This window comes from Brevibacterium album DSM 18261, from assembly GCF_000426445.1.
Taxonomy (GTDB): Bacteria; Actinomycetota; Actinomycetes; order Actinomycetales; family Brevibacteriaceae; genus Brevibacterium; species Brevibacterium album.
Genome location: NZ_AUFJ01000014.1, coordinates 143,062 through 165,349, shown reverse-complemented (window position 1 = coordinate 165,349; position 22,288 = coordinate 143,062). Strand labels below are relative to the sequence as shown.

The 22,288-nt window shown below is 72.7% G+C and carries 17 protein-coding genes; 4 read left to right on the top strand and 13 right to left on the bottom strand.

Going from position 1 to position 22,288, the window contains the following annotated elements:
- Positions 1 to 162: 162 nt before the first annotated feature.
- On the bottom strand, positions 163 to 1,743 hold the full coding sequence (locus tag K318_RS0111980; protein ID WP_029089658.1) for a sensor histidine kinase: 1,581 nt from the start codon (positions 1,741 to 1,743) through the stop codon (positions 163 to 165).
- 47 nt (positions 1,744 to 1,790) lie between these two features.
- On the bottom strand, positions 1,791 to 6,665 hold the full coding sequence (locus K318_RS0111975) for an NAD-glutamate dehydrogenase (RefSeq protein ID WP_245579882.1): 4,875 nt from the start codon (positions 6,663 to 6,665) through the stop codon (positions 1,791 to 1,793).
- Between the two features lie 183 nt (positions 6,666 to 6,848).
- Between K318_RS0111975 and K318_RS0111970 the strand changes: the two genes are divergently transcribed.
- Entirely contained in the window at positions 6,849 to 7,310 is a 462-nt protein-coding gene (locus tag K318_RS0111970) for a DUF2505 domain-containing protein (RefSeq protein WP_029089656.1), read from the top strand.
- Here K318_RS0111970 and K318_RS0111965 read toward each other — a convergent pair.
- The 3 genes from K318_RS0111965 to K318_RS25040 are packed head-to-tail and all read right to left on the bottom strand — an operon-like array spanning position 7,242 to position 9,645.
- The gene (locus K318_RS0111965; RefSeq protein ID WP_029089655.1) at positions 7,242 to 7,715 is read right to left on the bottom strand and encodes a DUF6912 family protein; all 474 of its coding nucleotides are present in this window, start codon (positions 7,713 to 7,715) and stop codon (positions 7,242 to 7,244) included. The two genes, K318_RS0111970 and K318_RS0111965, sit on opposite strands and share 69 nt — an antisense overlap.
- On the bottom strand, positions 7,712 to 8,944 hold the full coding sequence (locus K318_RS21500; protein ID WP_051297933.1) for a CpaE/TadZ family protein: 1,233 nt from the start codon (positions 8,942 to 8,944) through the stop codon (positions 7,712 to 7,714). Before K318_RS21500 ends, K318_RS0111965 begins: the two co-directional genes overlap by 4 nt.
- Positions 8,941 to 9,645 carry a hypothetical protein gene (locus K318_RS25040; protein ID WP_051297932.1) on the bottom strand — a complete coding sequence of 235 codons (705 nt, stop codon included), beginning with the start codon at positions 9,643 to 9,645 and terminating at the stop codon, positions 8,941 to 8,943. Before K318_RS25040 ends, K318_RS21500 begins: the two co-directional genes overlap by 4 nt.
- Positions 9,646 to 9,853: 208 nt before the next feature.
- Here K318_RS25040 and K318_RS0111950 point away from each other — a divergent pair, with 208 nt between their 5' ends.
- The gene (locus tag K318_RS0111950; RefSeq protein ID WP_029089654.1) at positions 9,854 to 10,072 is read left to right on the top strand and encodes a helix-turn-helix domain-containing protein; all 219 of its coding nucleotides are present in this window, start codon (positions 9,854 to 9,856) and stop codon (positions 10,070 to 10,072) included.
- A 39-nt stretch (positions 10,073 to 10,111) separates the two neighbouring features.
- On the opposite strand, the gene K318_RS0111945 is transcribed toward K318_RS0111950, so the two are convergent.
- Positions 10,112 to 10,708, bottom strand: coding sequence for a hypothetical protein (locus K318_RS0111945; protein ID WP_029089653.1), 597 nt, complete (start codon positions 10,706 to 10,708; stop codon positions 10,112 to 10,114).
- Positions 10,709 to 10,867: 159 nt separating this feature from the next.
- On the opposite strand from K318_RS0111945, the gene K318_RS24745 reads away from it, so the two are divergent.
- The gene (locus K318_RS24745; RefSeq protein ID WP_156913979.1) at positions 10,868 to 11,539 is read left to right on the top strand and encodes a LysM peptidoglycan-binding domain-containing protein; all 672 of its coding nucleotides are present in this window, start codon (positions 10,868 to 10,870) and stop codon (positions 11,537 to 11,539) included.
- Positions 11,536 to 12,168 carry an Rv3235 family protein gene (locus K318_RS23800; protein WP_051297931.1) on the top strand — a complete coding sequence of 211 codons (633 nt, stop codon included), beginning with the start codon at positions 11,536 to 11,538 and terminating at the stop codon, positions 12,166 to 12,168. Before K318_RS24745 ends, K318_RS23800 begins: the two co-directional genes overlap by 4 nt.
- A 60-nt stretch (positions 12,169 to 12,228) precedes the next feature.
- On the opposite strand, the gene secA is transcribed toward K318_RS23800, so the two are convergent.
- From secA to mtrA, 7 genes are all read right to left on the bottom strand, one after another.
- Entirely contained in the window at positions 12,229 to 14,967 is a 2,739-nt protein-coding gene (secA, locus tag K318_RS21480; protein WP_156913977.1) for a preprotein translocase subunit SecA, read from the bottom strand.
- A 9-nt stretch (positions 14,968 to 14,976) separates the two neighbouring features.
- Complete coding sequence (locus K318_RS21475) at positions 14,977 to 16,257, bottom strand: winged helix-turn-helix domain-containing protein (RefSeq protein WP_245579881.1); 1,281 nt, start codon at positions 16,255 to 16,257, stop codon at positions 14,977 to 14,979.
- Positions 16,258 to 16,274: 17 nt separating this feature from the next.
- A complete protein-coding gene (hpf, locus tag K318_RS0111920) occupies positions 16,275 to 16,937 on the bottom strand; it encodes a ribosome hibernation-promoting factor, HPF/YfiA family (protein ID WP_035281746.1) in 663 nt (220 codons plus the stop codon).
- A gap of 230 nt (positions 16,938 to 17,167) precedes the next feature.
- Positions 17,168 to 17,887: a ComF family protein gene (locus K318_RS21470; protein WP_051297930.1), complete on the bottom strand. Its 720-nt coding sequence runs from the start codon at positions 17,885 to 17,887 to the stop codon at positions 17,168 to 17,170.
- Between the two features lie 4 nt (positions 17,888 to 17,891).
- The gene (locus K318_RS0111910; RefSeq protein WP_029089650.1) at positions 17,892 to 19,622 is read right to left on the bottom strand and encodes an LpqB family beta-propeller domain-containing protein; all 1,731 of its coding nucleotides are present in this window, start codon (positions 19,620 to 19,622) and stop codon (positions 17,892 to 17,894) included.
- Entirely contained in the window at positions 19,606 to 21,516 is a 1,911-nt protein-coding gene (gene mtrB / locus K318_RS21465) for an MtrAB system histidine kinase MtrB (RefSeq protein WP_084500128.1), read from the bottom strand. The genes K318_RS0111910 and mtrB overlap by 17 nt, the downstream gene beginning before the upstream one ends.
- Positions 21,517 to 21,541: 25 nt before the next feature.
- Positions 21,542 to 22,222 (bottom strand): MtrAB system response regulator MtrA, encoded by a 681-nt coding sequence (mtrA, locus tag K318_RS0111900; protein ID WP_029089649.1) that lies wholly within the window; start codon positions 22,220 to 22,222, stop codon positions 21,542 to 21,544.
- Between the last annotated feature and the right edge of the window lie 66 nt (positions 22,223 to 22,288).

The window sequence follows — 22,288 nt, the reverse complement described above, 5'->3', positions numbered from 1 at the left end:
CCCCGCCGCACATCGCACAGCCCCAGGAGGGCCCGTCCACCCGGACGGGCCCTCCTGCCTGTCACCTGTCCCTCCCCTCGTGCCGAGTGAGCGGTCCCTGCCGGATTCAGACCTCCGATCGGACAGGAACCGCTCACTCGGCGGGTTGCGGTAGTGGGAGTGTCAGGCGGTGCTCACGGGCGTGAGCGTCACGTCGATGGTCACCTCCGTGCCCCCGGTCTCCCGCTGACGCCACTCGATGGAGCCGCGGAGGTCGGAGGTGATGAGCGTCCGCACGATCTGAGTGCCGAGCCCATTGCCGGGCGGGTCCGCGGGCGCCCGAAGCACGCGGCTGCCCGCCGCGCTCCCGCCGGCCGAATCCCCGCCCGCCGCGACTCCCGCGGCCGCGGCCTCGCCCTCTGTCTCCTCGCCCAGACCCACACCGTCGTCGAGGATGCGCAGGAGCAGCCTCTCACCCGTGCGCTCCGGCCTCACCTCGACGGCGCCGGAGACCCGCTGCGGGTTCTCCGCGTCCACGGGGAAGCCGTGCTCGATCGCATTGGTCACGAGCTCGGTGACCGCCAGCAGCAGGGGCGAGGCGTCCTCGGCGCTGATCGGCCCGAAGCTGCCGCTGCGGGTGAGCTGGAGGTCCACGAGCGGCGAGGAGAGGTCCGGGGTGAGCCGCAGCCCGCGGTCCACGAGGTCGTCGAACTCCACGGACTCGTCCATCGACTGGCTGAGCGCATCGTGCACCACCGCGATGACCGAGACCCGCCGCATGGCCTCCTCGATCGCCGCCTTCGCATCCGTCGAGGAGACCCTGCGCGCCTGGAGCCGCAGCAGGGCCGAGACCGTCTGCAGGTTGTTCTTCACGCGGTGGTGCATCTCGCGGATCATCGCGTCCCGGCTGAGCAGCTCGCGTTCGCGCCGGCGGATCTCCGAGACGTCCCGGGCCAGGATGACGGCACCCGTCCGGTTGCCCTCGCGCATGAGCGGGATCGCCCGCAGTGAGATGTTCACGCGGCCGGACTCGATCTCCGAGCGCCACGGCGCACGCCCCGTGAGCACGAGGGGCAGCGACTCGTCGACCGTCCCGTGCTGCTCCACGAGCTCATCGACGAGGTCTGCGAGGTAGCGGCCCTCGATATCGCCCTCCGAGCCCAGCCGGTACAGCACGGAGACGCCGTTGGGCGAGGCGTAGCGGATCCGCCCCTCCCGGTTGAGCAGCAGCAGCCCGTCGCCCACGCGGGGCTCGCCGCGCTTGGCGCGCGAGGGCAGCTCGGGGTGCGGGAACGAACCCTCGCCCACCATGTCCAGCAGCGAGGCCGCGCACGCCCGGTAGTTCCGTTCGAGCCGGGAGACGCCGGAGCGCTTGGAGGGGTCCGTGTGCCGGGTGAGGACCGCGATGACACGACCAGCGCGGGTCACGGGCACCACATCGGCGCGGGCGAACTGCGTGCCGTCGTCATCGGCGATGACGGTGGCGCCCTCGGTGTGCGCGCGCAGCAGCAGCGCCCTGTGCCGCGGGGTGGGCCGCTCGCCCACCGCATCGACCGGGAAGACGGTCGAGCCCGTGGTCGGCCGGCAGTGCGCGGCCCCGACGAAGTCCGGCTCCGCGTCCGGCTCGCTCCGCCGGTCGACCCACAGCACCAGGTCCGCGAACGAGAGGTCCGCGATGAGCTGCCAGTCGCCCACCAGGAGGTGCAGCCAGTCGAGGTCCTCCGCGTCGAACCCCGTCTCCCGCAGGCTTCCCAGAACGCTCATTCCGTCTCCTCACACTCCCGCCGTGCGCGGACCGTCTGCCCGCACCGTCATTCGGCCTCCCGGCTGAACTGCGCGGACCGCACGATCCCGCGCATCTGGCGCAGCAGGACGGACAGGGGCGCCTGGTCGACGTGGTCGAGCTCGTTCAGCTCCCTGATCATACGCAGGACCTTGTCCAGCGCCGCCGAGGCGTGCTCGCGCCAGGTCTCGACCCGTGCGGATCCCCCGCCGGCCTCGGTGTCCTCGAGCACCGCCGTGGTGATCGACATGACGGCCTGGTAGAAGTCGTCGCGCAGCGCCCCGCGGGCGAGCGCGGTCCACCTGCTGGAGCGGTCGAGCCCGCCGATGAGGTCGAGCAGGCGGGCGCCCGAGACCATCTCCGCGACCGCGAAGTACACGCGCGCGGCCTCCTCGGGCTCCTCGCCCGTGCGCGCGGCGGTCTGGGCGATGTCGAGCAGCGAGAACTCGTCGAGCAGTCCCGCCGAGCGCGCCGCGAGCTCCTCCGGCACGCCGAGCGCGAGGTACTCCGCCTTCTCCTGCTCGTACTCCGCCCGGTCCTCGCCCAGCAGGAAGCCGGTGAGCCGGGTCCGCAGGCGGGAGACGACGCCGTGGTAGGACTCGATCCCCGCATCGACGTCGAGCTCCTCCGGACTCTGGTGGACGAACCACCGCGAGGCCCGGTCGAGCAGACGGATGTAGGAGGCCAGCAGTCGGTTCTGCACGCTCACGGCCACCCGGTTGTCGAGCGCGCAGATCGCATCCACGTGGCGGTCGAGCTCGAACACCTGGGTGACGACGGTGAAGACGCGCACGAGGTGCGGCAGCGAGGCGCCGGTCTCCTCCTGCAGGCGGAAGAGGTAGGTGAGGCCGCCGCGGTCCACGACGGCGTTGACGATCTTCGCCGTCGCGATCTCCCGGCGCAGCGGGTGCTCGGCGAAGTGGCCCGCATAGGCGTCGAGGCTCGGCGGGAAGTAGTCGGCTAGGGGGCCGGCCATCCACGGCTCGTCCGGCACGGAGGAGGCGAGCATCTTGGCCGCCGCATCCATCTTCACGTAGGCGAGCAGCACCGCGAGCTCGGGGGAGGTCAGCCCCGTCCCGCCTGCGACCCGCTCGTGCAGCTCGTCGCCGGTGGGCAGGAACTCGACGGCGCGGTCGAGGTCGGCCTCCCGCTCCAGGTAGCGGGTCAGCCGCAGCAGGGTCTCCGTCATGGGCAGCGAGCCGTCCCGCGCCTCGCCGAGGGCGAGGTTCTGGCTGTAGTTGTTCGCGAGCACGAGCTCGGCGACCTCGTCCGTCATCGACTCGAGGACCTCGACGCGCTCGGACTCCGCGAACTCGCCGGCGCGGATGAGCGCGGCCAGCAGCAGCTTGATGTTGACCTCGTGGTCGGAGCTGTCCACGCCCGCGGAGTTGTCGACGGCATCGGTGTTGATCCGCACACCGGCCAGCGCGGCCTCGATGCGGCCCAGCTGGGTGGCGCCCAGATTGCCGCCCTCGCCCACCACGCGGGCGCGGAGATCCGCGCCGCACACGCGGATGGCGTCGTTGGCGCGGTCGCCGACCTCCGCATGCGTCTCCCCGCGCGCCTTGACATAGGTGCCGATGCCGCCGTTGTAGAGGAGGTCCACCGGCGCGCGCAGGATCGCGGAGATGACCTCGTCGGGGGTGTGCGTGCCCGCGTCCATGCCCAGCGCCTCGGCGGCGGCCGGAGAGATCTCAAGCGCCTTGTCCCGCCGCGAGAACACGCCGCCGCCGGCGGAGATGAGGCTGCGGTCGTAGTCCTGCCAGGAGCTGCGCGGCAGCTCGAACAGCCGCTTCCGCTCCGCGAAGCCCACCGCCGCGTCCGGGTCCGGATCGATGAACACGTCCCGATGGTCGAAGGCCGCGACGAGGCGGATGTGCTCGCTGCGGAGCATGCCGTTGCCGAACACGTCGCCGCTCATGTCGCCGATGCCCACAGCCGTGAAGTCGTCGTTCGCGGCATCGACGCCCAGCTCGCGCAGGTGCCGCTCCACCGACTTCCAGGCCCCGCGGGAGGTGATCGCCATCTTCTTGTGGTCGTAGCCGGTGGAGCCGCCCGAGGCGAAGGCATCGCCCAGCCAGAAGCCTCGTGCGAGCGCGATCCCGTTGGCCACATCGGAGAATCGCGCGGTGCCCTTGTCCGCGGCGACGACGAGGTAGTGGTCGTCGCCGTCATGGGCGATGACGCGCTCGGGCCCCACCACCGTCTCCGTGAGCTCCGGCGAGTACTCGAGGTTGTCCGAGATGTCGAGCAGGGCGGAGATGAAGGTCTCGTAGGCCGCCTGGCCCTCGGCCGCCCAGCCCTCGCGGTCGAGCGCCGGGTCCGGGAGCCGCTTGGGGAAGAATCCGCCCTTGGCGCCCGTCGGCACGATGAGCGCGTTCTTCACCATCTGCGCCTTCACGAGTCCGAGGACCTCGGTGCGGAAGTCGTCGCGGCGATCGGACCAGCGCAGCCCTCCGCGGGCGACGGTGCCGAAGCGCAGGTGGACGCCCTCGACCCGAGGGGAGTGCACCCAGGCCTCGAGCGCCGGGCGCGGCTTGGGCAGGAAGTCGAGCTCCGCAGACCGGAGCTTGATGACGACGGCCGGCGGCAGCGAGCCGTCGGCCGGCCGGTAGAAGTTCGTGCGCACCGCCGCGCCGATGAGTTCGAGCGCGGACCGCAGGACCCGGTCGGCCTCGATCGAGGAGACCTCCGCGAGGCGGGCCTCGAACTCGGCGGCGGCCGCGGCCGCCGCACGGGAGCGCTCGGCGAGCGAGGCGAACTCGCGGTCCGGGTCGAACTTCACCGCGAAGACCTCCACGAGGTCCCGGGTGAGCTCCGGATGACCGGTGAAGACCTCGGCCATCGAGGCGTCCGAATACGTGAAGCCCGCCTGGCGGAGGTACTTGGCGAACGACTGCACGAGGCTCAGCTGCTGCCAGGTGAGGCCCGAGAGCAGGAGGCGGTCGAGCCCGTCCGTGTCCCGCAGGCCCGCCCAGGCGGCGGTGAAGCCGTCGCTGAGCCGCAGCAGGTCCTCATTGGCCGGGAGCGCGCTGAAGGCGAGGCCGAACTCGTAGATCCACAGCGGTTCGAAGCCCTCCGGCCGGACCTCGAAGGGACGCTCGTCGATGACCTCCGCCCCCAGGTTCGCGAGGTAGGGCAGCGCCTGCGTCAGCGTCACCTGCTCCGTGCTGTAGAGCACGAGGAGCACCTCCTCGGACCCGCGCCACCGGACGTCGACGACGGGTCCGGTCTCCGGTCCCGTCCGCTCCAGCAGGGCGATGTCCTCCACCGCCCGCTCCGGCCGGTGGAAGGACTTGTAGGACGGGGAGAAGGCATGCGCCCACCGGCGCACCCGCTCCGCCGAGGAGGCGGGGTTCTTCTCCGCCGCCGGGGCCAGGATCTCCCACAGGTCCGCATTCCACGAGCGCAGGGCCGCGACGATGCGCGCTTCGACGGCGGCGACGTCGGTCTCCGGCAGGCGCTCATCGCGCGGCACGCGCGCGGTGAAGTGCAGGCGCGCGAGTGCGGAGTCCGTCAGGAGCACGTCGTAGTCCACCTCGGAGGCCGAGTAGTGCTCCCGGAGCACCTGCTGCACGCGGCGCCGCGCGGCGGTGTCGTAGTCGTCGCGCGGCAGGTAGGCGAGGACCGAGACGTAGCGCTCATAGGGGTCGCGGCGGATGAAGACGCGCGCCTCGTGCTTCTCCTGCAGGTCGATGACGGCCATGACGGTGGCGAAGATCTCCTCCGTCGAGGCGTAGAACATGTCATCGCGCGGGTAGGTCTCGAGCACGCCCAGCAGCTCATCGCCGGCGTGCGTGTCCTTGGCCAGGCCGGAGCGGCGCAGGATCTCGCGGACCTTCACGCGGATGACGGGCACGTCGAGGGCCGATGCGGAGTACAGGCGGTTGGTCCACAGGCCCACGAACCGGCGCTCGCCGACGATCACGCCGTTCTCGTCGAAGGTCTTCACGCCCACGTAGTCCATGTAGCCGCGTCGCATGACCCGGGAGCGCGAGTTCGCCTCCGTGAGCACGAGCACATGGGACTCCTCGGCCTTCCGGGCGACGGCCTCGGAGAGCGGGGAGATCGTCGAGGCGCGCAGCGCAGAGATGCCGAGCGCCGAGCCCTCGACGGGCTCGAGGCTGCGGGCATCGCCGTCGGCGACGAGCCGGTACTCGCGGTAGCCGAGGAACACGAAGCCCTTGCTCAGCCACTCCAGCAGGTCCGCGGCCTCGGCCGCCTCCTCGATGAGCTCGGGGCGCGGGGCGCGGGCCCGCAGCTCGGCCGCGATCCCCGCGGCCCTCGCCTGCATCCGCCCGCGGTCGGCGTCCGCGGCGCGCGCGAGCTCGAGGGCCTCGCGCACCGCGTTCTCGATGCCCGGAAAGTCCTCCTCCGGGACGCGGTCGGCCTCGACGTGGATCCAGGACTCGCTGCGGGCCCCGCCGTCGGCGTCCGGGCCCGGTGCGATGACGGGCAGCACCGAGGTGTCGGTGGAGACCCGTCGCAGCTGCGAGTCCGCGACGATCGCGGGCCCGTCGGCACCCCGGCGCACTGCGAGGATCGGATGGTGGACCTCCCGGATGGACAGGCCCTGGCGGGTGAGCTCGGTGACGACGGTGGAGACCGCGTGGCGGATGTCCGTGAGCACGATGTCGATGAACGTGCGGCTGCCGGTGTAGTCGACCGCGCCGAGGGCGGGATTGCGGATCGCGATCCGCACCTCGCCTCCGTCATAGGCCTCGGCGAGCTCGAAGTGCGAGGCCGCGATCCGGGCGAGCGCATCCGGTCCGGTGCGCTCCAGATCGGAGCGGCTGAGCCGGGGGTAGTACTCGGCGAGCAGGTTCTCCGGCGGGGTGGTGCCGGTGAGCTCCCCCCAGGAGCGGGCGATGTCGGTCAGGTCGACCTCGGTCAACTCATTCACCTCAGATACGAGTCAGCGGGCTGCCATGCGCGCCGCAGCGTCGCGGCACGACACCAGCCTATGCCCTCGACCGGCGCGGGCGGGCGATTCCCCGGCCGCTTTCGGAGCAATCGTCCGAGACTGCGGACGTGCCGCTCACTCCGGTGTGCGGCGGCGGCGCGCGATGAGGCAGACTTGAGGTCCATGAAGGAGTTCTCGCTCACCGTCGATTCGCCCCGCACCCCCGCCGCCGTCCGCTCCGCCCTGCTGAGTCCGCAGAGCTGGGAGGCGAGGGGCGCCCTCTCCGCCGAGGCCGACGCCGGCGGGCTCACCGCAGTCCTCCCGCTGCGCGCGGATCAGCTCCCCGAGGCCGCACGCCGGTTCGCGGCCGGCGACGCCTCCCTGCGCGTGCGGATCGACGGAGACGCCGAGGCCGCGCCCGCAGCGCCCCTGAACCTGATGCTCACGGTCCCCGGCGCCCCCGTCGAGGTGCGGGTGGCGCTCACGGTGCGGCCGGGTGCCGAGGCGGAGCACTCGGTGCTCGACGCGCAGGCGCAGGTCGTCTCCTCGGTCCCGCTCATGGGCGGGATGATCGAATCAGCCCTCGAGCCCTTCGTCCGGCAGCATCTGGCCGAACAGCTCCACGAGATCGCCCACCTCGGCTGAGTCGAACCACAGCAGATCGGAGCCGGCGAGGGCGGCGAGCGCGGCCTCGCGCTCGGGCGGCAGCTCGCCGAAGCCCTCCGGGTCGTCGATGTGCACGCTCGCGACCCGTGAGGGGTCTGCGCTCACCCCGGGGATCGCCACGATGCCCGGGATGACCTCCTGCGCCCCGCGATCGGCGCCGAGGGGGATGTCGCACGCGATGACGGCGCGCGGACAGCCCGCGTCGAGCGCCTCCTCGGCGATGCTCGCCGCGGCCGCGGCCATCGCCCGGTGCTCCCAGACCTCGGCCTCCTCGCCGCGCAGGGCGCGCTGGGCGCTGCCGGGCGCGAACGCGAGGGCGGGTGCGGGCGAGGGCCACTGCGCGGCGAGGGCGAGGCCGGTGAGGGGCAGATAGGCGCGGATCATGCGCTCATCCTCCCACGGCCCCGCCTGCGGAGGCGCATCTGCGGCGCTCCCGGCAGCCGCGGCAGCAGGTGCTCCTCGACGGCCCGCACGAGCTCCGAGCGGCGCGCGGACTCCACGGGCGAGCGGCCGGCCAGCACCGCGGCGTCGACCGCCTCGCGGTCCTCCGGCAGGACGACGGCGTCCTGCACCCCGGCGAAGCGGGCGAGGACCGCGCGGACCCGCTCCTCGGCCCCGGGCCCCACCGCCGAGGTCCGCAGGCGGTTGACGACGACCGTCGCCGAGTCGAGCTCCCGGACCCGCTCGGATTCCAGGAGGCGCACGAGCCGCTGGAGTCCGAGGGGATCCGCGGAGGCCACGAGGAGGACGTGGTCGGCGCGGTCGAGGACCGCACGGGTCGCCTGGTGCCGGTCGTAGTGGGGATCCGCGTGGGCATCGTCCGGGTCGATGCGGTCGGAGACGTCGACGACGAGGTGCTCGGCGCGGTGCGCGAGCCGGTCGAGCACCTCGGTGAGCACTCCCGCCCGGATCTCCGGCCAGCGTTCGGCCCGGGCGAGGCCCGTGACGACCTCGAAGCCCGGCTCCAGCACCGAGATCCGCTCCCCCATCGCCTCCGCATCGGCGCCCGCCCCGGCCGCGACGAGGCGGCACAGCGCCGCGAGCTGGGGAGCCTCGTCGAGCAGTCCGAGGGCCGGCGCCAGCGAGGAGGACACGGTGTCCGCATCGACGAGGACCGTCCCTCCGGCGCGGCGGGCCAGGAGATGGGCGAGCACCACCGCGAGCGTGGACCGACCGGGCGAGGAGCCCGTCCCCCACACCGCGGTCAGAGCCGCCGCGCGCCCGGCGACGGGCGGCCCCGCCTGCGGAGCCGCGGAGGGCCTGGGCGGGGCGAGGAGGGAATCGGCGCAGTCGCGCAGGACTGCGCCCAGCGCGTCCGGGCCCTCCCCGGGCGCTGCGGTGTGCGCGATCCCCCAGCGTGCGAACAGCGCCGCGTCCTCGCCGAACCCTACGATCCGCCCGCCGGCGGCGCGCAGCCGGGCGACGACGTCCGCATCGGCTCCCGGGAACCATCGCGAGAGCACCACGACGTGCCCCGTCCCGCCCGCGACGAGGGCGAGGAGCTCGGTCTCATCGGCCGGCCGGCGGACCACCTGGGCGTCGGGCAGTCCTGACACCGCTGCGACGACGGCGGCCTCGTACTCGACGTCGACGGCGATCACCACATCGATCACGGCGCCTCCTCCGCGAGCGCGTCCGGGGCCTGCTCCGCAGGGTGCGCGGAGGCCCGGCCGGCGCGCGGCACCGCCACGACGGAGATGTGGTGCCCTGCGGCCTGGGCCCGCACGAGCGCCCCGATCTCGCCGTCGGGCACGTACACCTCGATCCGGCCGGGACCGCTCGCGGTGAGCTCGGAGCCTCCCCGGTCCACCGAGATCACCTCGGCGCCGCTGAGGATCTCCTCCGGCTCGGCGGTCTCCGCGCTGCCGGGATCGGCCGCCCACACGTCGACGGCGCTGCCCGCCGCCACCGCATCCGGCGGCGCCGCCGACACGCCCACGGAGACCACGCGCCCGCTGAGGTCCTCGAGGGAGACGAGGACGGAGCGCGGCAGCAGTTCGCCCGCGACCACCGCGGCTCGGACCGTGGTCCCCGGTGCCACGGCGGAGGCGCTGGGGATGTAGGCCGCGGCCGAATCGGGGAGCTTCACCTCCACCGGCACGAGCGCGGACTCCGCGACCTCCGCACCGGGCACGAGCGCGACCGCCGCGGCCCATACCCGTGTCGTCTGCGCGACGCCGCGCACCACGAGCACCGTCGCCGCGAGCGAGGCGAGCACGAGGAGCGCGCCGATGAGGAGCCGGGGATCGCGCCACCGGGGCGCCCGCAGCCGCGCCGCCCGCCGGGCCCGCGCACTCCCCGCCGCGAGCGTCATCGCTCCTCCCGCCGGTCGCGCCCACCCTGCCGGTCGCGAGCGCCCCGCCGTTCCGCGGTGTTCAGCCGTTCCACAGATTCCTCCCGAAGGTCTTCCCGCGACGACGGTGTGCGCGGGAGGTCATGTACAGGAAATGAAGTCAAGTGATAGCATCGACCTTATACAGCTATCAATCGGGTGCCAAGCACCGGTGCGCTAAGGACAGATCATGGCCGTCGAAACCCGCTTCCTGCCCCTGACCGATGTCGCCGAGGTCCTCAACGTCTCGGTCGCACAGGCCCGCGCGCTCGTGCGCTCGGGCGAGCTGCGCGCCATCAAGGTGGGCGGCCGCGGCCAGTGGCGCGTCGAGAAGACCGAGCTCGAGGACTACATCCAGCGGATGTACAAAGAGGTCCGCGACGAGGTCGCGGCCGGCACCGCCGAATAGTCACCCGCGCGCCCCGCACCGGCGGTCCCGCGCGCCCGCTCACAGACCGGCGCCCCGCACCGTCGCAGGGACCCGCACCCAGGCGATCCGCCTCAGCGGGACGAGGACGCTCACCCGCTCACGCCCCGCACCGCCCTGTCCCGCGAGCTCCACGTAGTCGTCGCCCACCGCGCGCACACCGCCCTCGAGAGCGCGCACCTCTCCGCTCCCCGACACCGCACCCAGGACCGCCTGGGTGCGCTCGGCGCTCAGCCTGCGCAGGGGCGAGGCGAAGGAGAGGGTCTGGGGCGGACGCGCATGCCGCCGCGTGCCCAGCCGCACCTCGTCGACGTGCCCGAGCGCCACGAGGACGCTCGCACCGGAGGCCTCCTCCGCGATCCGCAGCCAGGTCTCCGCGGCCAGCTCCAGCACTCCCCGGATCACAGCCCCCGCCGCCGTGACCGCGATCCGCATGCCCTGCGCCCCGGCCACCCGCTCCGCCAGACCGTGATCGGCGAGCTCGCCGGCGACGAGATCCGAGAACTCGCCCGCGCGCTCGTGGAGGTCGCGCCCCGCCTCGACGGCCTCGAGATCCTCGAAGAGCAGCGCGAAGCGCCCTTCGGGATCCGCAGGCCCGCACGATCGAGAAGCACCCATACCCGAAGTATGCCCCATTCCGAAGGGAGGCCGAGGAGCATCTTCAGTCCCACTCAGCGTTCCTGAGCACAGAAGAACACGTTTGTAATTATATGAAGCGTATTGACTGCGTTTGATGTGCTTTGCAATCATCGAATCGTACTCGATGAGGAGTGAACCATGAGAATGCTCGTCTTCAGCATCTGCGCATCCGCCCACACCGCCGCGGCGATCACGGTCACGGCCCTCGCCCCCGCCGCGCTGCGCGGGGCGGACCCCGGCGGGATCCTGCTCTGGTCCGTCGCCGCCGTCGCCGTGCTCATGGGCCTCCGCGGTGCCCTCGCCGTGCACCTCGCGGTGCTCGCGGAGGTCCTCGCGCACATCGGATTCCGCACCCGCGCCCTCCGGGATCTGGCCCTCCGCCTCGCTCCGCTGGCACTCCGGGGAGCGCTCTCGGCGGCGGTCGCGGGAGGGCTGGGGCTGGCCGCGGTCACCGGGACGGCCCATGCGGCGCCCCCGGGCTCGCCGCTCCCCTGGCCCCTCACCAGCCCCTCGGCGCCAGCGGAGCCCGCAGAGCCGGAACAGGGCGAGGCGGGTCCCGAGGACGCGGAGCACGCACAGCCCGCGGAGGACACCGGAGTCGAGGACGGCACAGAGGACGCGCCCCGCACGCCCGCGCATCACATCGTCCGCGCGGGAGAGAGCCTGTGGTCCATCGCAGCGGAGGCGAACCCGGGGGCCGCGCCCGCACGGCTGGCAGGCGCGGTCGCCGACCTCCACGAGCGCAACCGCACCGTGATCGGCGCCGATCCCTCGCTCATCCTGCCCGGCCAGAGACTGGAGCTGCCATGACCGTCCGACCGCTCTCCGCCCTCACCCTCGTCCGCCCCGCGGAGCGGCTCCCGACGGAGCACGGCCCCGCGCACGGCCCCGAGCACAGGCAGCGCGGCACGCCGGCGCATCCGGTGCCGCCGCGCGCACCGGGCCCACCGCGCACTCCGGGTTCGGCCGGCACTCCCAGCTCGGGGGCCGCCATCGCAGGCGCCCCCGTCGAAGACGGCTCCTCCCCGGGTCGCGGACCCGCGCCAGAGGCAGCTCCCGGACGGGAGCCTGCTCCTTCCCTCCGCACGCTGTCTTCCGAGGACCGCGCACTGCTGGAGCAGATGGTGCCCGCCCTCGGGACCGCCCTCGTCGAGGTGCTCGTGGGGCTGCGCCCGGCACATGCGGTGGAGCGCTGGATCGAGCCGGCCCTCTACGGGCGCATCCGCGAGCACGTGGCCGTGCGCACCTCGCTCACGCGCTACAGCGGTCAGACCCCGGAGACCCGGGCCCTCGCCCGCTCCCACCGCCTCAGCCCCGTCTCGGAGACCGTGGCCGAGGCCAGCGTCGTCGTCCGCACGCGCAACCGCGCCCGCGCGCTCGCCATGCGGTTCGAGCGGACACGGGCGCGGTGGCGCCTCACGGAGTTCCTCAGCGTGTGAGCACCCCTCCGGGGGGGGCGTCGGCGGGTCGGCTCCGCCTCCGGCGGGCGGACGGGCTGCTCAGCGCTTGCGCTTCCTCCGCTCGGCTCGGTTCGCCGGCTCTTCGGCGGGCACCTCGCCCTCGCTGCGGACCTGCACCCCGCCGCTGTCGCTGGGCGCGCTCAGCTGCACCTGCGAGGTCCGCGGCCGGAGCTCATCGGCCTCGACCGTCACGCCGCCCTCCCCTTCCGCGCGGGACTCCGCACTCGCACTGCCGGTGGCCGGACCGGCTCCCGCGGCCGCCTGCGGCGCCTCGGCGCGCCTGCGCACCTTCACCTCGAGCGTGTTGGTCAGGCGCACGATGTCCTCCTTGATGCCCTCCTGCATCGCGGTGAACATGTCGAAGCCCTCACGCTGGTACTCGACCAGCGGATCCCGCTGCGCCATGGCACGGAGTCCGATCCCGTTCTTGAGGTAGTCCATCTCGTAGAGGTGCTCGCGCCATTTGCGGTCGATGACCGACAGCGTCACGCGCCGCTCCATCTCCCGGGCGGCCTCCTCGCCCAGCTCCTCCTCCCGGCGCCGGTAGAAGAGGTCCGCGTCCTCCATGATCTCGGAGAGCACGCCGGAGCGGGACAGCCCGCCCTTGCCCCCGGCGTCGTCGATGAGCTCCTCCGCGGAGAACGACGGCGTGTACAGCCGGCCCAGAGCCTCGAACAGCGAGTCGAGGTCCCAGGTCTCCGGCGGCCCCTGCGTCGCGGCCTCGACATAGGCGGTGAGCACATCACGGCGGAAGCCGTCGACCTGCTCCTCCAGATCCGCGCCTTCGAGCACCCGGCGGCGCTCGTCGTAGATGACGGTGCGCTGCCGGTTGAGCACATCGTCGTACTTGAGCACGTTCTTGCGCTGCTCCGCATTGCGGGACTCCACCTGGCTCTGCGCGGACTGGATGGCCCGCGAGACCATCTTCGCCTCGAGCGGCACATCGTCGGGCACGTTCGCCACGGCCATGATCCGCTCCGCGGCGCCCGAGCCGAACAGGCGCATGAGGTCATCGGTGAGCGAGAGGTAGAACCGGCTCTCGCCGGGATCGCCCTGGCGCCCGGAGCGGCCCTTGAGCTGGTTGTCGATGCGGCGGGACTCATGGCGCTCGGTGCCGAGCACGTAGAGACCGCCGAGCGCGCGGACCTCCTCCGCCTCGGCGTCCACCTGCTCCTCGACCGCGGCCAGGACCTCGGGCCACGCGGCCTCGTAGGCCTCGGGGTCCTCCTTCGCGTCGAGGCCCCGCTCCTGCATCTTCGCCACCGCGAGGAACTCCGCATTGCCGCCGAGCATGATGTCGGTGCCGCGGCCGGCCATGTTGGTCGCCACCGTCACGGCGCCCTTGCTGCCCGCCATCGCGATGATCGAGGCCTCGCGCGCATGGTTCTTCGCGTTGAGCACCTCGTGCCGGACGCCGCGCTTGGCCAGCAGCTTCGAGAGGAGCTCGCTCTTCTCGACGTTCGTGGTGCCGATGAGGACGGGCTGGCCGGCCTCGTGGCGCTCGGCGATGTCGTCGACGATCGCCGTGAACTTCGCCTGCTCGTTCTTGTACACGACATCGGCCTGGTCGAGCCGCTGCGGCGGCTTGTTGGTCGGGATGGGGACGACGCCGAGCTTGTAGGTCGACATGAACTCCGCGGCCTCGGTCTCGGCCGTGCCGGTCATGCCCGAGAGCGTGCCGTAGAGGCGGAAGTAGTTCTGGAGCGTGATGGTCGCGAGCGTCTGGTTCTCCGCCTTGACCTCGACGCCCTCCTTCGCCTCGATGGACTGGTGGAGGCCCTCGTTGTAGCGGCGCCCGCGGAGCACGCGGCCGGTGTGCTCGTCGACGATGAGCACCTCGCCGTTCAGCACGACGTAGTCCTTGTCCCGCTTGAACAGCTCCTTGGCGCGGATGGCGTTGTTGAGGAAGCTGATGAGCGGCGTGTTGTCCGCGTCGTAGAGGTTGCCGATCCCCAGGTAGTCCTCGACCTTGTCGATGCCCGACTCCAGGATGCCGATGGTCCGCTTCTTCTCGTCGACCTCGTAGTCGCGGTCCGGGCGCAGGCGGGTGACGACGCGTGCGAACTCCCCGTACCAGCGGTCGACCCCGCCCTCGGCCGGCCCGGAGATGATGAGCGGCGTGCGCGCCTCGTCGATGAGGATCGAGTCGACCTCATCGACGATCGCGAAGTTGTGCCCCCGCTGGACCATCTCGTCGACCGACCAGGCCATGTTGTCGCGCAGGTAGTCGAAGCCGAACTCGTTGTTGGTGCCGTAGGTGATGTCCGCGGCGTACTGCTTCCTGCGCTCGTCGCTGCTCATCTGCGCCTTGATGCAGCCGGTCTCCATCCCCAGGAAGCGGAACACGCGGCCCATGAGGTCCGACTGGTAGCCGGCGAGGTAGTCGTTGACCGTGACGATGTGCACGCCCCCGCCCGTGAGCGCGTTGAGATACGCCGGTGCCGTCGCGACGAGGGTCTTGCCCTCACCGGTCCGCATCTCCGCGATGTTGCCCAGGTGCAGGGCGGCCCCGCCCATGAGCTGCACGTCGAAATGGCGCAGGCCCAGCGTCCGCGAGGACGCCTCGCGGACGGCGGCGAAGGCCTCCGGCAGGAGCGATTCGAGGCTCTCCCCGTCCTCGTGGCGCTTCCTGAACCTGTCCGTCTCCTCACGGAGCTCCGTGTCGGAGAGCGCCTCGAACTCCGAGGCGAGGCCGTTGATCGCGGCGGTGTAGCTCCGCAGCCTCTTGAGCGTGCGCCCCTCGCCGGTCCTCAACAGCTTCTCGAGCAGATTCGCCACGATTCTCCTTCACCCGCGCGGCACGCGCGCGGTCCTTGCCTGCGGTCCGACGTTCAAGCATATCGGCCGGTCGCGCACCATGACGACCTCGTCGAGGCCCAGCCACTCTGCGAGTTCCCCGAGTTCGGCCTCCACGGCCTCCCAGCAGTCCTCCCCCGGCTCCATGTGCACCCCCGCGGCGAGCACGCCCTCGGCGCGCCTGACCCGCACGTCCACCCGCGCGGCCATCCTGCCGTCGTGGAGGAAGGGCATGACGTAGTAGCCGTAGCGGCGCCGGGCCGCGGGCGTGTAGATCTCGATGCGGTAGTCGAAGCCGAACAGCCAGCTGAGCCGGCGCCGGTTGAACACGAGCGGGTCGAACGGGGCGAGCAGCGCCGAGCCCTCGACCCGCCTGGGCGTCACCGCGGCGTGCCAGCGCCAGGCTCGCACCCCCGCGACGTCGACCTCGACGAGCTCCCCCGTCTCCGCCAGGGCGGCGACGGCGCGCGCCGTGGCCGCCCGCGGCTGCCGGAAGTAGTCCGCGAAGCAGTCCACCGTGCCCACGCCCAGAGCGGGGGCGGCGATCCGGATGAGCGCGAGCGCATCGTCCTCGGCCCCCGTCACACCCCGGGGGATGCTGCCGACGCCGGGTCTCCTGCCGAGCTCCGGATCGTCCGCCGGTCCCCAGACGGCCCCCGGCCGGGGCAGTGCCGGATGCACGTGCTCGGGCAGAGCGTAGACCCGCTCGAACTGCGCATTGCGCCCGGCTGCCGCCGCGCGCCCCGAGTGGAGCAGCGCCTCCAGCGCGGACTTCACCCGCGAGGGGTTCCAGCCCCAGTGGTCCCGGTCCCGCTCGGGCAGCGCGTGCGGCACCCGCTCCCCGAGCTCGCGCGCCGAACCCGGTCCCGCCGCCAGCTCCGCGAGAGTCCGCTCCATGAGCGCGACGAAATCGGCGCCCGTGTCCGGATCGCGCTGGCCGTAGTCGCGGATGAACCACTCCGCCCGCTTCCCGTGGAAGTGCCCGACCGTCTCCGGGGCGACATAGGCGGCCTCGTGGGCCCAGTACTCGACGCCCATGCGCGGGTCCTCCCACAGCAGCCGGTCGAGGGTGGCCCGCGGATAGGCGCCCAGCCGGGAGAAGAAGGGCAGGTAGTGGGAGCGGGTCACCGCCTGCACGGAGTCGACCTGGACGACGCCGAGGCGGGCGAAGGTGCGGCGCAGATGTCCCGCATCCGGCCGCTCCGGTCGGGGACGCGCGAGACCGGAGGCGGCGAGGCCCGTCCGCCTCGCCGCCTCCGGCGTCATCCTCATCGCCGAGCCCGTGACCCTCAGCCCTCTGCCGCAGATGCTCCGTCGAGCGCGATCACGCCGTAGCTCCAGCCCTTGCGGCGGTAGACCACGGAGGGGTGGCTCGTATCCTCGTCGATGAAGAGGTAGAAGTCATGGCCCACCATCTCCATGCGGTTGAGCGCCTCCTCGATGCCGATGGGCTGCGCCGGGAACTTCTTCTCGCGCAGGACGACGGGCGAATCGCCCTCCGCCTGGATCCTCCCGTTGGTCTTGGCCGCGTTGGCCGCGTCGTCGGCCGACCCGGCCGCGGCCTGCGCTCCGTCCTCGGGGATGAGCGGGTCGACGACCTCCATGTTCGCCAGCGCCTCTGCCGTGGAGCTCTTCCGCCGGTGGCCGGAGCGTGCGACCTTGCCGCGGTCCTTGGCCCTCCGCAGGCGCTCGAGGAGCTTGGCCCAGGCGAGGTCCAGAGCGGCGTACTTGTCGTCAGCGGCGGCCTCGGCCCTCAGCACCGGCCCCTTGGCGAAGACGGTGATCTCGACGCGCTCCTCGATCTCCGGATTGCGCGAGTTCTCGTGCTTGACCTGGACCTCGACGGCCTGGGCCCGAGGGGAGAGCTGCTCGACCTTCGAGACCTTGTCCTCCACGTGCGTGCGGAAGCTGTCGGAAACGGCCTGGTTGCGGCCCTTGACTACGACATCCATGATGTCTCCTTGGCGACTCGCTTGACGGATCGCTCCGTACCCATCGGCTGATGGGTACACCCCATTGAACACCATGCCGGCCGTGCTGTGAAAGGCTCCGCGCACCCGTGTCCGTGAGCGTTCCAGGATGCGATCGGGCACCGTCGTCCCTGCTCAGAAGCGTGTAGTGTGAGGGTCGACTGTGTGTTTCACACATCCCCGGCGAGACCCGCCGTCTCACCCGCGCTCGCTCACCGGCTCCCGTCGCCGGCCTCCGCGAGCGCGAGCACCGCGCAGCAGTCCGCGGGGACCCCGGCGGCCTCGAGCGCCCGCGCCGCCTCCGCCAGCGTCGCCCCCGTGGTGAGCACATCGTCGACGAGGACGACGGCCGCAGCGCTCCCCGCCCGGGTGAGGCCTGCGCGTGCCGCGGCGCTCCGTCCCGCCGCCTGCGTGCCGTGGACGTTCCTGCGCCGCTGGCGCGCTCCCGAACCCACCTGATCCCGGTGCCCGCGCGCGGTGAGGACCGGGAGGGCCTCGATCTCCAGCCCCTCGGCCGCGAGCAGCGCGCACGCCCGCACGGTGAGGCCGCCCACGAGGTCGGCGCCGCGCCTGCGCACTGCGCCGCGTGCGCTCGGGACGGGGACCGCCGCGACGCGTCCGCCGCGGAACCCGCGCTCCTCCAGGGCACCGCCGAGCGCGGCCGCGAGGAGGAGGGCGAGCACGGGCAGCAGATCGCGCCTCCGCCGCTCCTTGAGTGCGACGATCGCGCTCCGCAGCGGGTCCGCGTAGGGGCGCGCGCCGGTGACGGGGAGCAGGCCGTAGCGCGGCAGCGCCGTGACGGGCTCCGGGGCCATGCGGCTCAGGCACGTCCCGCACAGGCTCACGGTCTCCGTCCCGCAGCCGGCGCAGGTCCGCGGCAGGACGAGGTCGAGGGCCTCGGCCCCCAGGCCCCGCAGCCGCCGCAGGTCCATGCCCTCAGCCCGGGTAGGCGGGGTCGAACGCGACGAGGTCCACGACCTTCTGCCAGCTGTCCGAGCCGAACGAGTACAGCTCGCCGTCCTCCGTCGTCACGCGGATCGAGGGCGTGTCCGTGCTCGCGGTGATCGAGGCCCCGCCCTCCACCTCGCCGAGCTCCCGGCCGGGCCCGCCCACGCCCACCAGATGGGGCTGCGCCGCGCCGCCGGCCCGCTCCGAGGCCAGCACCGCCAGCTGCGAGGATCCCGCCCAGGTGACGTCCGCGATCTCGTCGAAGCCCGCACCCACCCGCAGAGGGGTGCCGGAGGTGAGGCCCGAGGGCTCGCCCTCGGAGTTCCGGACGATGCCGATCACGTCGATCTGCGGTATGCCGTCGCCGTTCGCGGACAGCACCGCGAGCCGGGTCCCGTCCCGCGAGACGCCGAGCGCGCGGACGGACCGGTCGGCGAGCCACTGCACCGCGATCGTCGCGGTCTCGCCCGAGGAGCGCACCACCTCGAAGTGATGCGGCGAGTCCCGCGCACTCGTCCAGACGTTCCCGAAGCGGTCGAAGCTGGGGCCGACGAGCCCCTCGGCATCCGTGACCATGACCTCGTCCTCGCCCGCCTCCGCGAGGACCCGGTGGAGCTCGGTGCCCCCGGCGGCGAGGTAGGCGTACATCTCCTCGTCGAAGGACACCGCCGGGTCGCTGATGTCCGCGGGCGGATCCGGCAGCCCCCCGAGCGGCTCGATCCGGGTGTCCGCGAGCCTGGCGAGGCGCCCGCCCGAGACGAGCACGGGCCGCTGATCCGTCTGCACCCCGACCGGGGGCGCCTGCCCTGCTCCGCTGGACAGCTCACCGGCCGGGGAGCTCACCTCGACCGAGGTCGTCGAGGACAGCCCGCGCAGGGTCTCGGAGATCTGCGTGACGAGCCGCTCCGCGTCCTCCCCGTCGAGCGCCTGCGCCGAGGAGTCGAGGCTCACCTCGGCCACGCCGCCCTCGACCGTCACCGAGCCCTGTTCGAGCCGGGTGCCGTCGGGCACCGCGGAGACCACTGCGCCATCCAGGTGCTCGGCGGGGCCGGCCAGCAGGGCATTCACGAGCTCCGTCGCCGTGGACGTCGAGCGGATGAACCAGCGCGTGTCCGGCACGAGGTTCTGCAGGCCCGGCGTGTAGAAGTACAGCTGGTAGGCGCTGAAGACGGTGCCGAAGGAGGAGGACGTGAGCACGAGGCCGTCCGGGGCCTCGGAGATCCGCCACTCGCCGTTCACCTGGCGCAGCGAGAACTCGCGCTCCACGCTGGTGTTCCTGCGCCGCTCCCGGTACACGTGGGCGGAATCCACCGAGGCCGCGACGGGCAGCGGGAGGGTGACGTCCTGCTGGTCCGAGGTGACATCGGCGGTGACCGAGTCGAAGCTCGTCTCCGGTGCCATGACGACGACCCCGGCCTGCGGATCCCACTCCCGCGCGAAGTCCTCCGTGAGGAAGGAGCGGGCCACTGCGAAGTCGTCGGAGTAGCCCACACCGGCGGCGAGGAAGCCGCGCACGATGTCGCTCGGCTGGGCGCCCTCCTCCGGCCCGTCCGGCTCGATCTCCGACCGGAGGCCGTCCATCGGCTCGTCAACCTCCAGGGTGCCGGTCTCCCCGTCCATCGGGATGGAGGCGCACCCCGAGGCCAGGAGGGCGAGGGCCGCCCCCGCCGCGAGGACCGCGCCCCGCCTCCGCCTGCCGCCGCTACCGCCGGACGCCATCCGCGCCTCCCTCCGTCCCGGGAGCCGCGGCTCCCTCGCTCTGCGCAGACCCCTCACTCCGCGCGGCCTCGCTCCGCCGCCCGTCGCTCCGGCCCCCGTCGCTCAGCCCGCCTGCCTCGACGGGCTGCGCAGCCGCCTCCTGCACGGGCGGCCCGCCCGCCCCCGGCAGCACCGCAGCCGCGTCTCCTGCGGCCTCGGGCCGGGCAAGCGCGTGATCGACGACGATGGGGATGGAGCCCGTCTGGATGCGGATCGAGCCGTCCGAGCTCGAGGGCCCGGCCACGAGCGCCTGGCCCTGCTTCGCGTCGGCAGGCGGCAGCGGCAGCGGCGAGGAGGTGATGGCCTGGCCGTGCCTGCGCGGGATCGTGAGGCGGAAGCACGAGCCCTCGCCCGGCTCGCCCCAGGCCTGCAGCCAGCCGCCGTGCAGGTGCGCGTCCTCGAGCGCGATCGCCAGGCCCAGTCCGGAGCCGCCCAGTGTGCGCTTGCGCGAGGGGTCGGCGCGCCAGAAGCGGTCGAAGACGTGCTCCACGGCATCGTGGCTCATGCCCACGCCGTGGTCGCGCACGCTCACCGCGGCGGCCTCCGCATTGGTTGCGAGGTACACGTCGATGGGCAGGCCCTCCCCGTGCTCGATCGCATTCACCACGAGGTTGCGCAGCACGCGCGTCACGCGCACCCGGTCCACCTCGGCCATGACCGGCGTGCTGGGGGCGTGGACGCGGATGCGGGTGCCCGCCTTCTCGGCGACGACGCTCACGGTCTCGACGACGCCGGCCACGATCTCGCCGAGGTCGTGCGGGTGGGGCACGAGCTCGGCCGCACCGGCGTCGTAGCGCGAGATCTCGAGGAGATCGCCCAGCAGCGCCTCGAAGCGGTCCACCTGTGAGTTCAGCAGCTCTGCGCTCCTGCGGGTCGTCTCGTCGAACTCCTCGCGCGATTCGTAGAGCATGTCCGAGGCGACGTGGATGGTCGTGAGCGGGGTGCGCAGCTCATGGGAGACGTCGGAGACGAACTGCCGCTGCAGCACGGAGAGCCGCTCCATGCGCGTGATCTGGTCCTGCAGGGTGTCGGCCATGTCGTTGAAGCTCTCCGCCAGCTGGGAGATCTCGTCGCGGCCGGCCACGGGCATGCGCCGGTCGAGGTCGCCGTCGGCGATCTGACGCGCGACCTCGGCGCCCGTGCGGATGGGGGTCACGACGAGACGGGAGACGAGCAGGCCGACCGCGCCCACGAGCACCACGAGGACGACGCCTGCCACGCCCACGGCGCGGGTGACGAAGTCGAGGATCGACTGCTCCTCGCGCAGATCGGCCATGACGTAGAGCTCGAACTGGCCGCCCCCGGGCACGGAGACGGGCTGCGCGACGACGAGGCCGGGCGTCTGGCCGTCCCCGGACAGGCTCAGCGAGCGGTAGAGCTGCTGACCGGAGGCGGCCCCGTGGACCTGGTCGAGGAAGTCCTCCGGCAGCTCCGCCGTCACCGGGACCGGCTCGCTCCTGTCGCTCACCGTCACGGGCAGGGCGCCGCCCCCGGGTTCGCGGGGTTCGAGCGTGATGGAGCGCAGCGGCGCGGGAGAGCGCGAGTACATGCTGCGCAGCTGCACGCTGAGCACCTCGTCGAGGTCGGCATCGGCCGCGAGCGATTCGAGCTGCCCCGTGTAGCCGTTCGTCTGGGCGGACAGGGAGCTGAGCTTGGACTCGAACAGGCCGCGGGCGATCACCTGCGTCATATAGGAGCCCACGCCGAACAGCGCGACCGCCGTGAGCACCATCGTGAGCAGGACGACGCGCACCTGCAGCGACCGCGAGAACAGGGAGACGAAGGCGCGCACGCCGCCGCGGAGGCCGCGGCCGAGGCCGCCGAGCGCGGAGGCGAGTGCGGGGGTGCGGCTCATGCGGGCGGGAGCCTCCGGCCGGTGCTCACGAGGCCTGACCGGCCTTGTACCCGACGCCACGGACGGTCACGACGATCTCCGGCTTCTCCGGGTCCTTCTCGATCTTCGAGCGCAGCCGCTGGACGTGCACGTTGACCAGCCGGGTGTCCGCGGCGTGCCGGTAGCCCCAGACCTCCTCGAGCAGGGTCTCGCGGGAGAACACCTGCCAGGGCTTGCGGGCGAGCGCGACGAGGAGGTCGAACTCGAGCGGGGTGAGCGAGATCGGGACGCCGCCGCGGGTGACCTGGTGCCCGGCGACGTCGATGGCCACGTCGGCGACCTGGAGGAGCTCGGGCGTCGTGGGCTCGAACAGGCGCAGCCGCGCGCGCACCCGCGCAATGAGCTCCTTGGGCTTGAACGGCTTGGGCACGTAGTCGTCGGCACCGGCCTCGAGGCCGGCCACCACGTCGACGGTGTCCGATTTGGCCGTGAGCATGATGATGGGGGTCCCGGCCTCCGCACGGATCTCCCGGCAGACCTCGAGGCCGTCCTTGCCCGGCAGCATGAGGTCGAGCAGCACCAGGTCGGGCCGATGCGCGCGGAACGCCTCGAGTGCGCCGTCTCCCGTGGCGCAGAACTCCGGGTCGAACCCTTCGCTCTTGAGGACGATGCCGATCATCTCCGCCAGTGCTGTGTCGTCGTCGACGACGAGAATCCTTGCGTTCATGGTGCTCATTGTCCCAAACCCCGCCGGGGGCGCGCGCACGACCCGCCGCGGCTCCCGCCTCGCCCG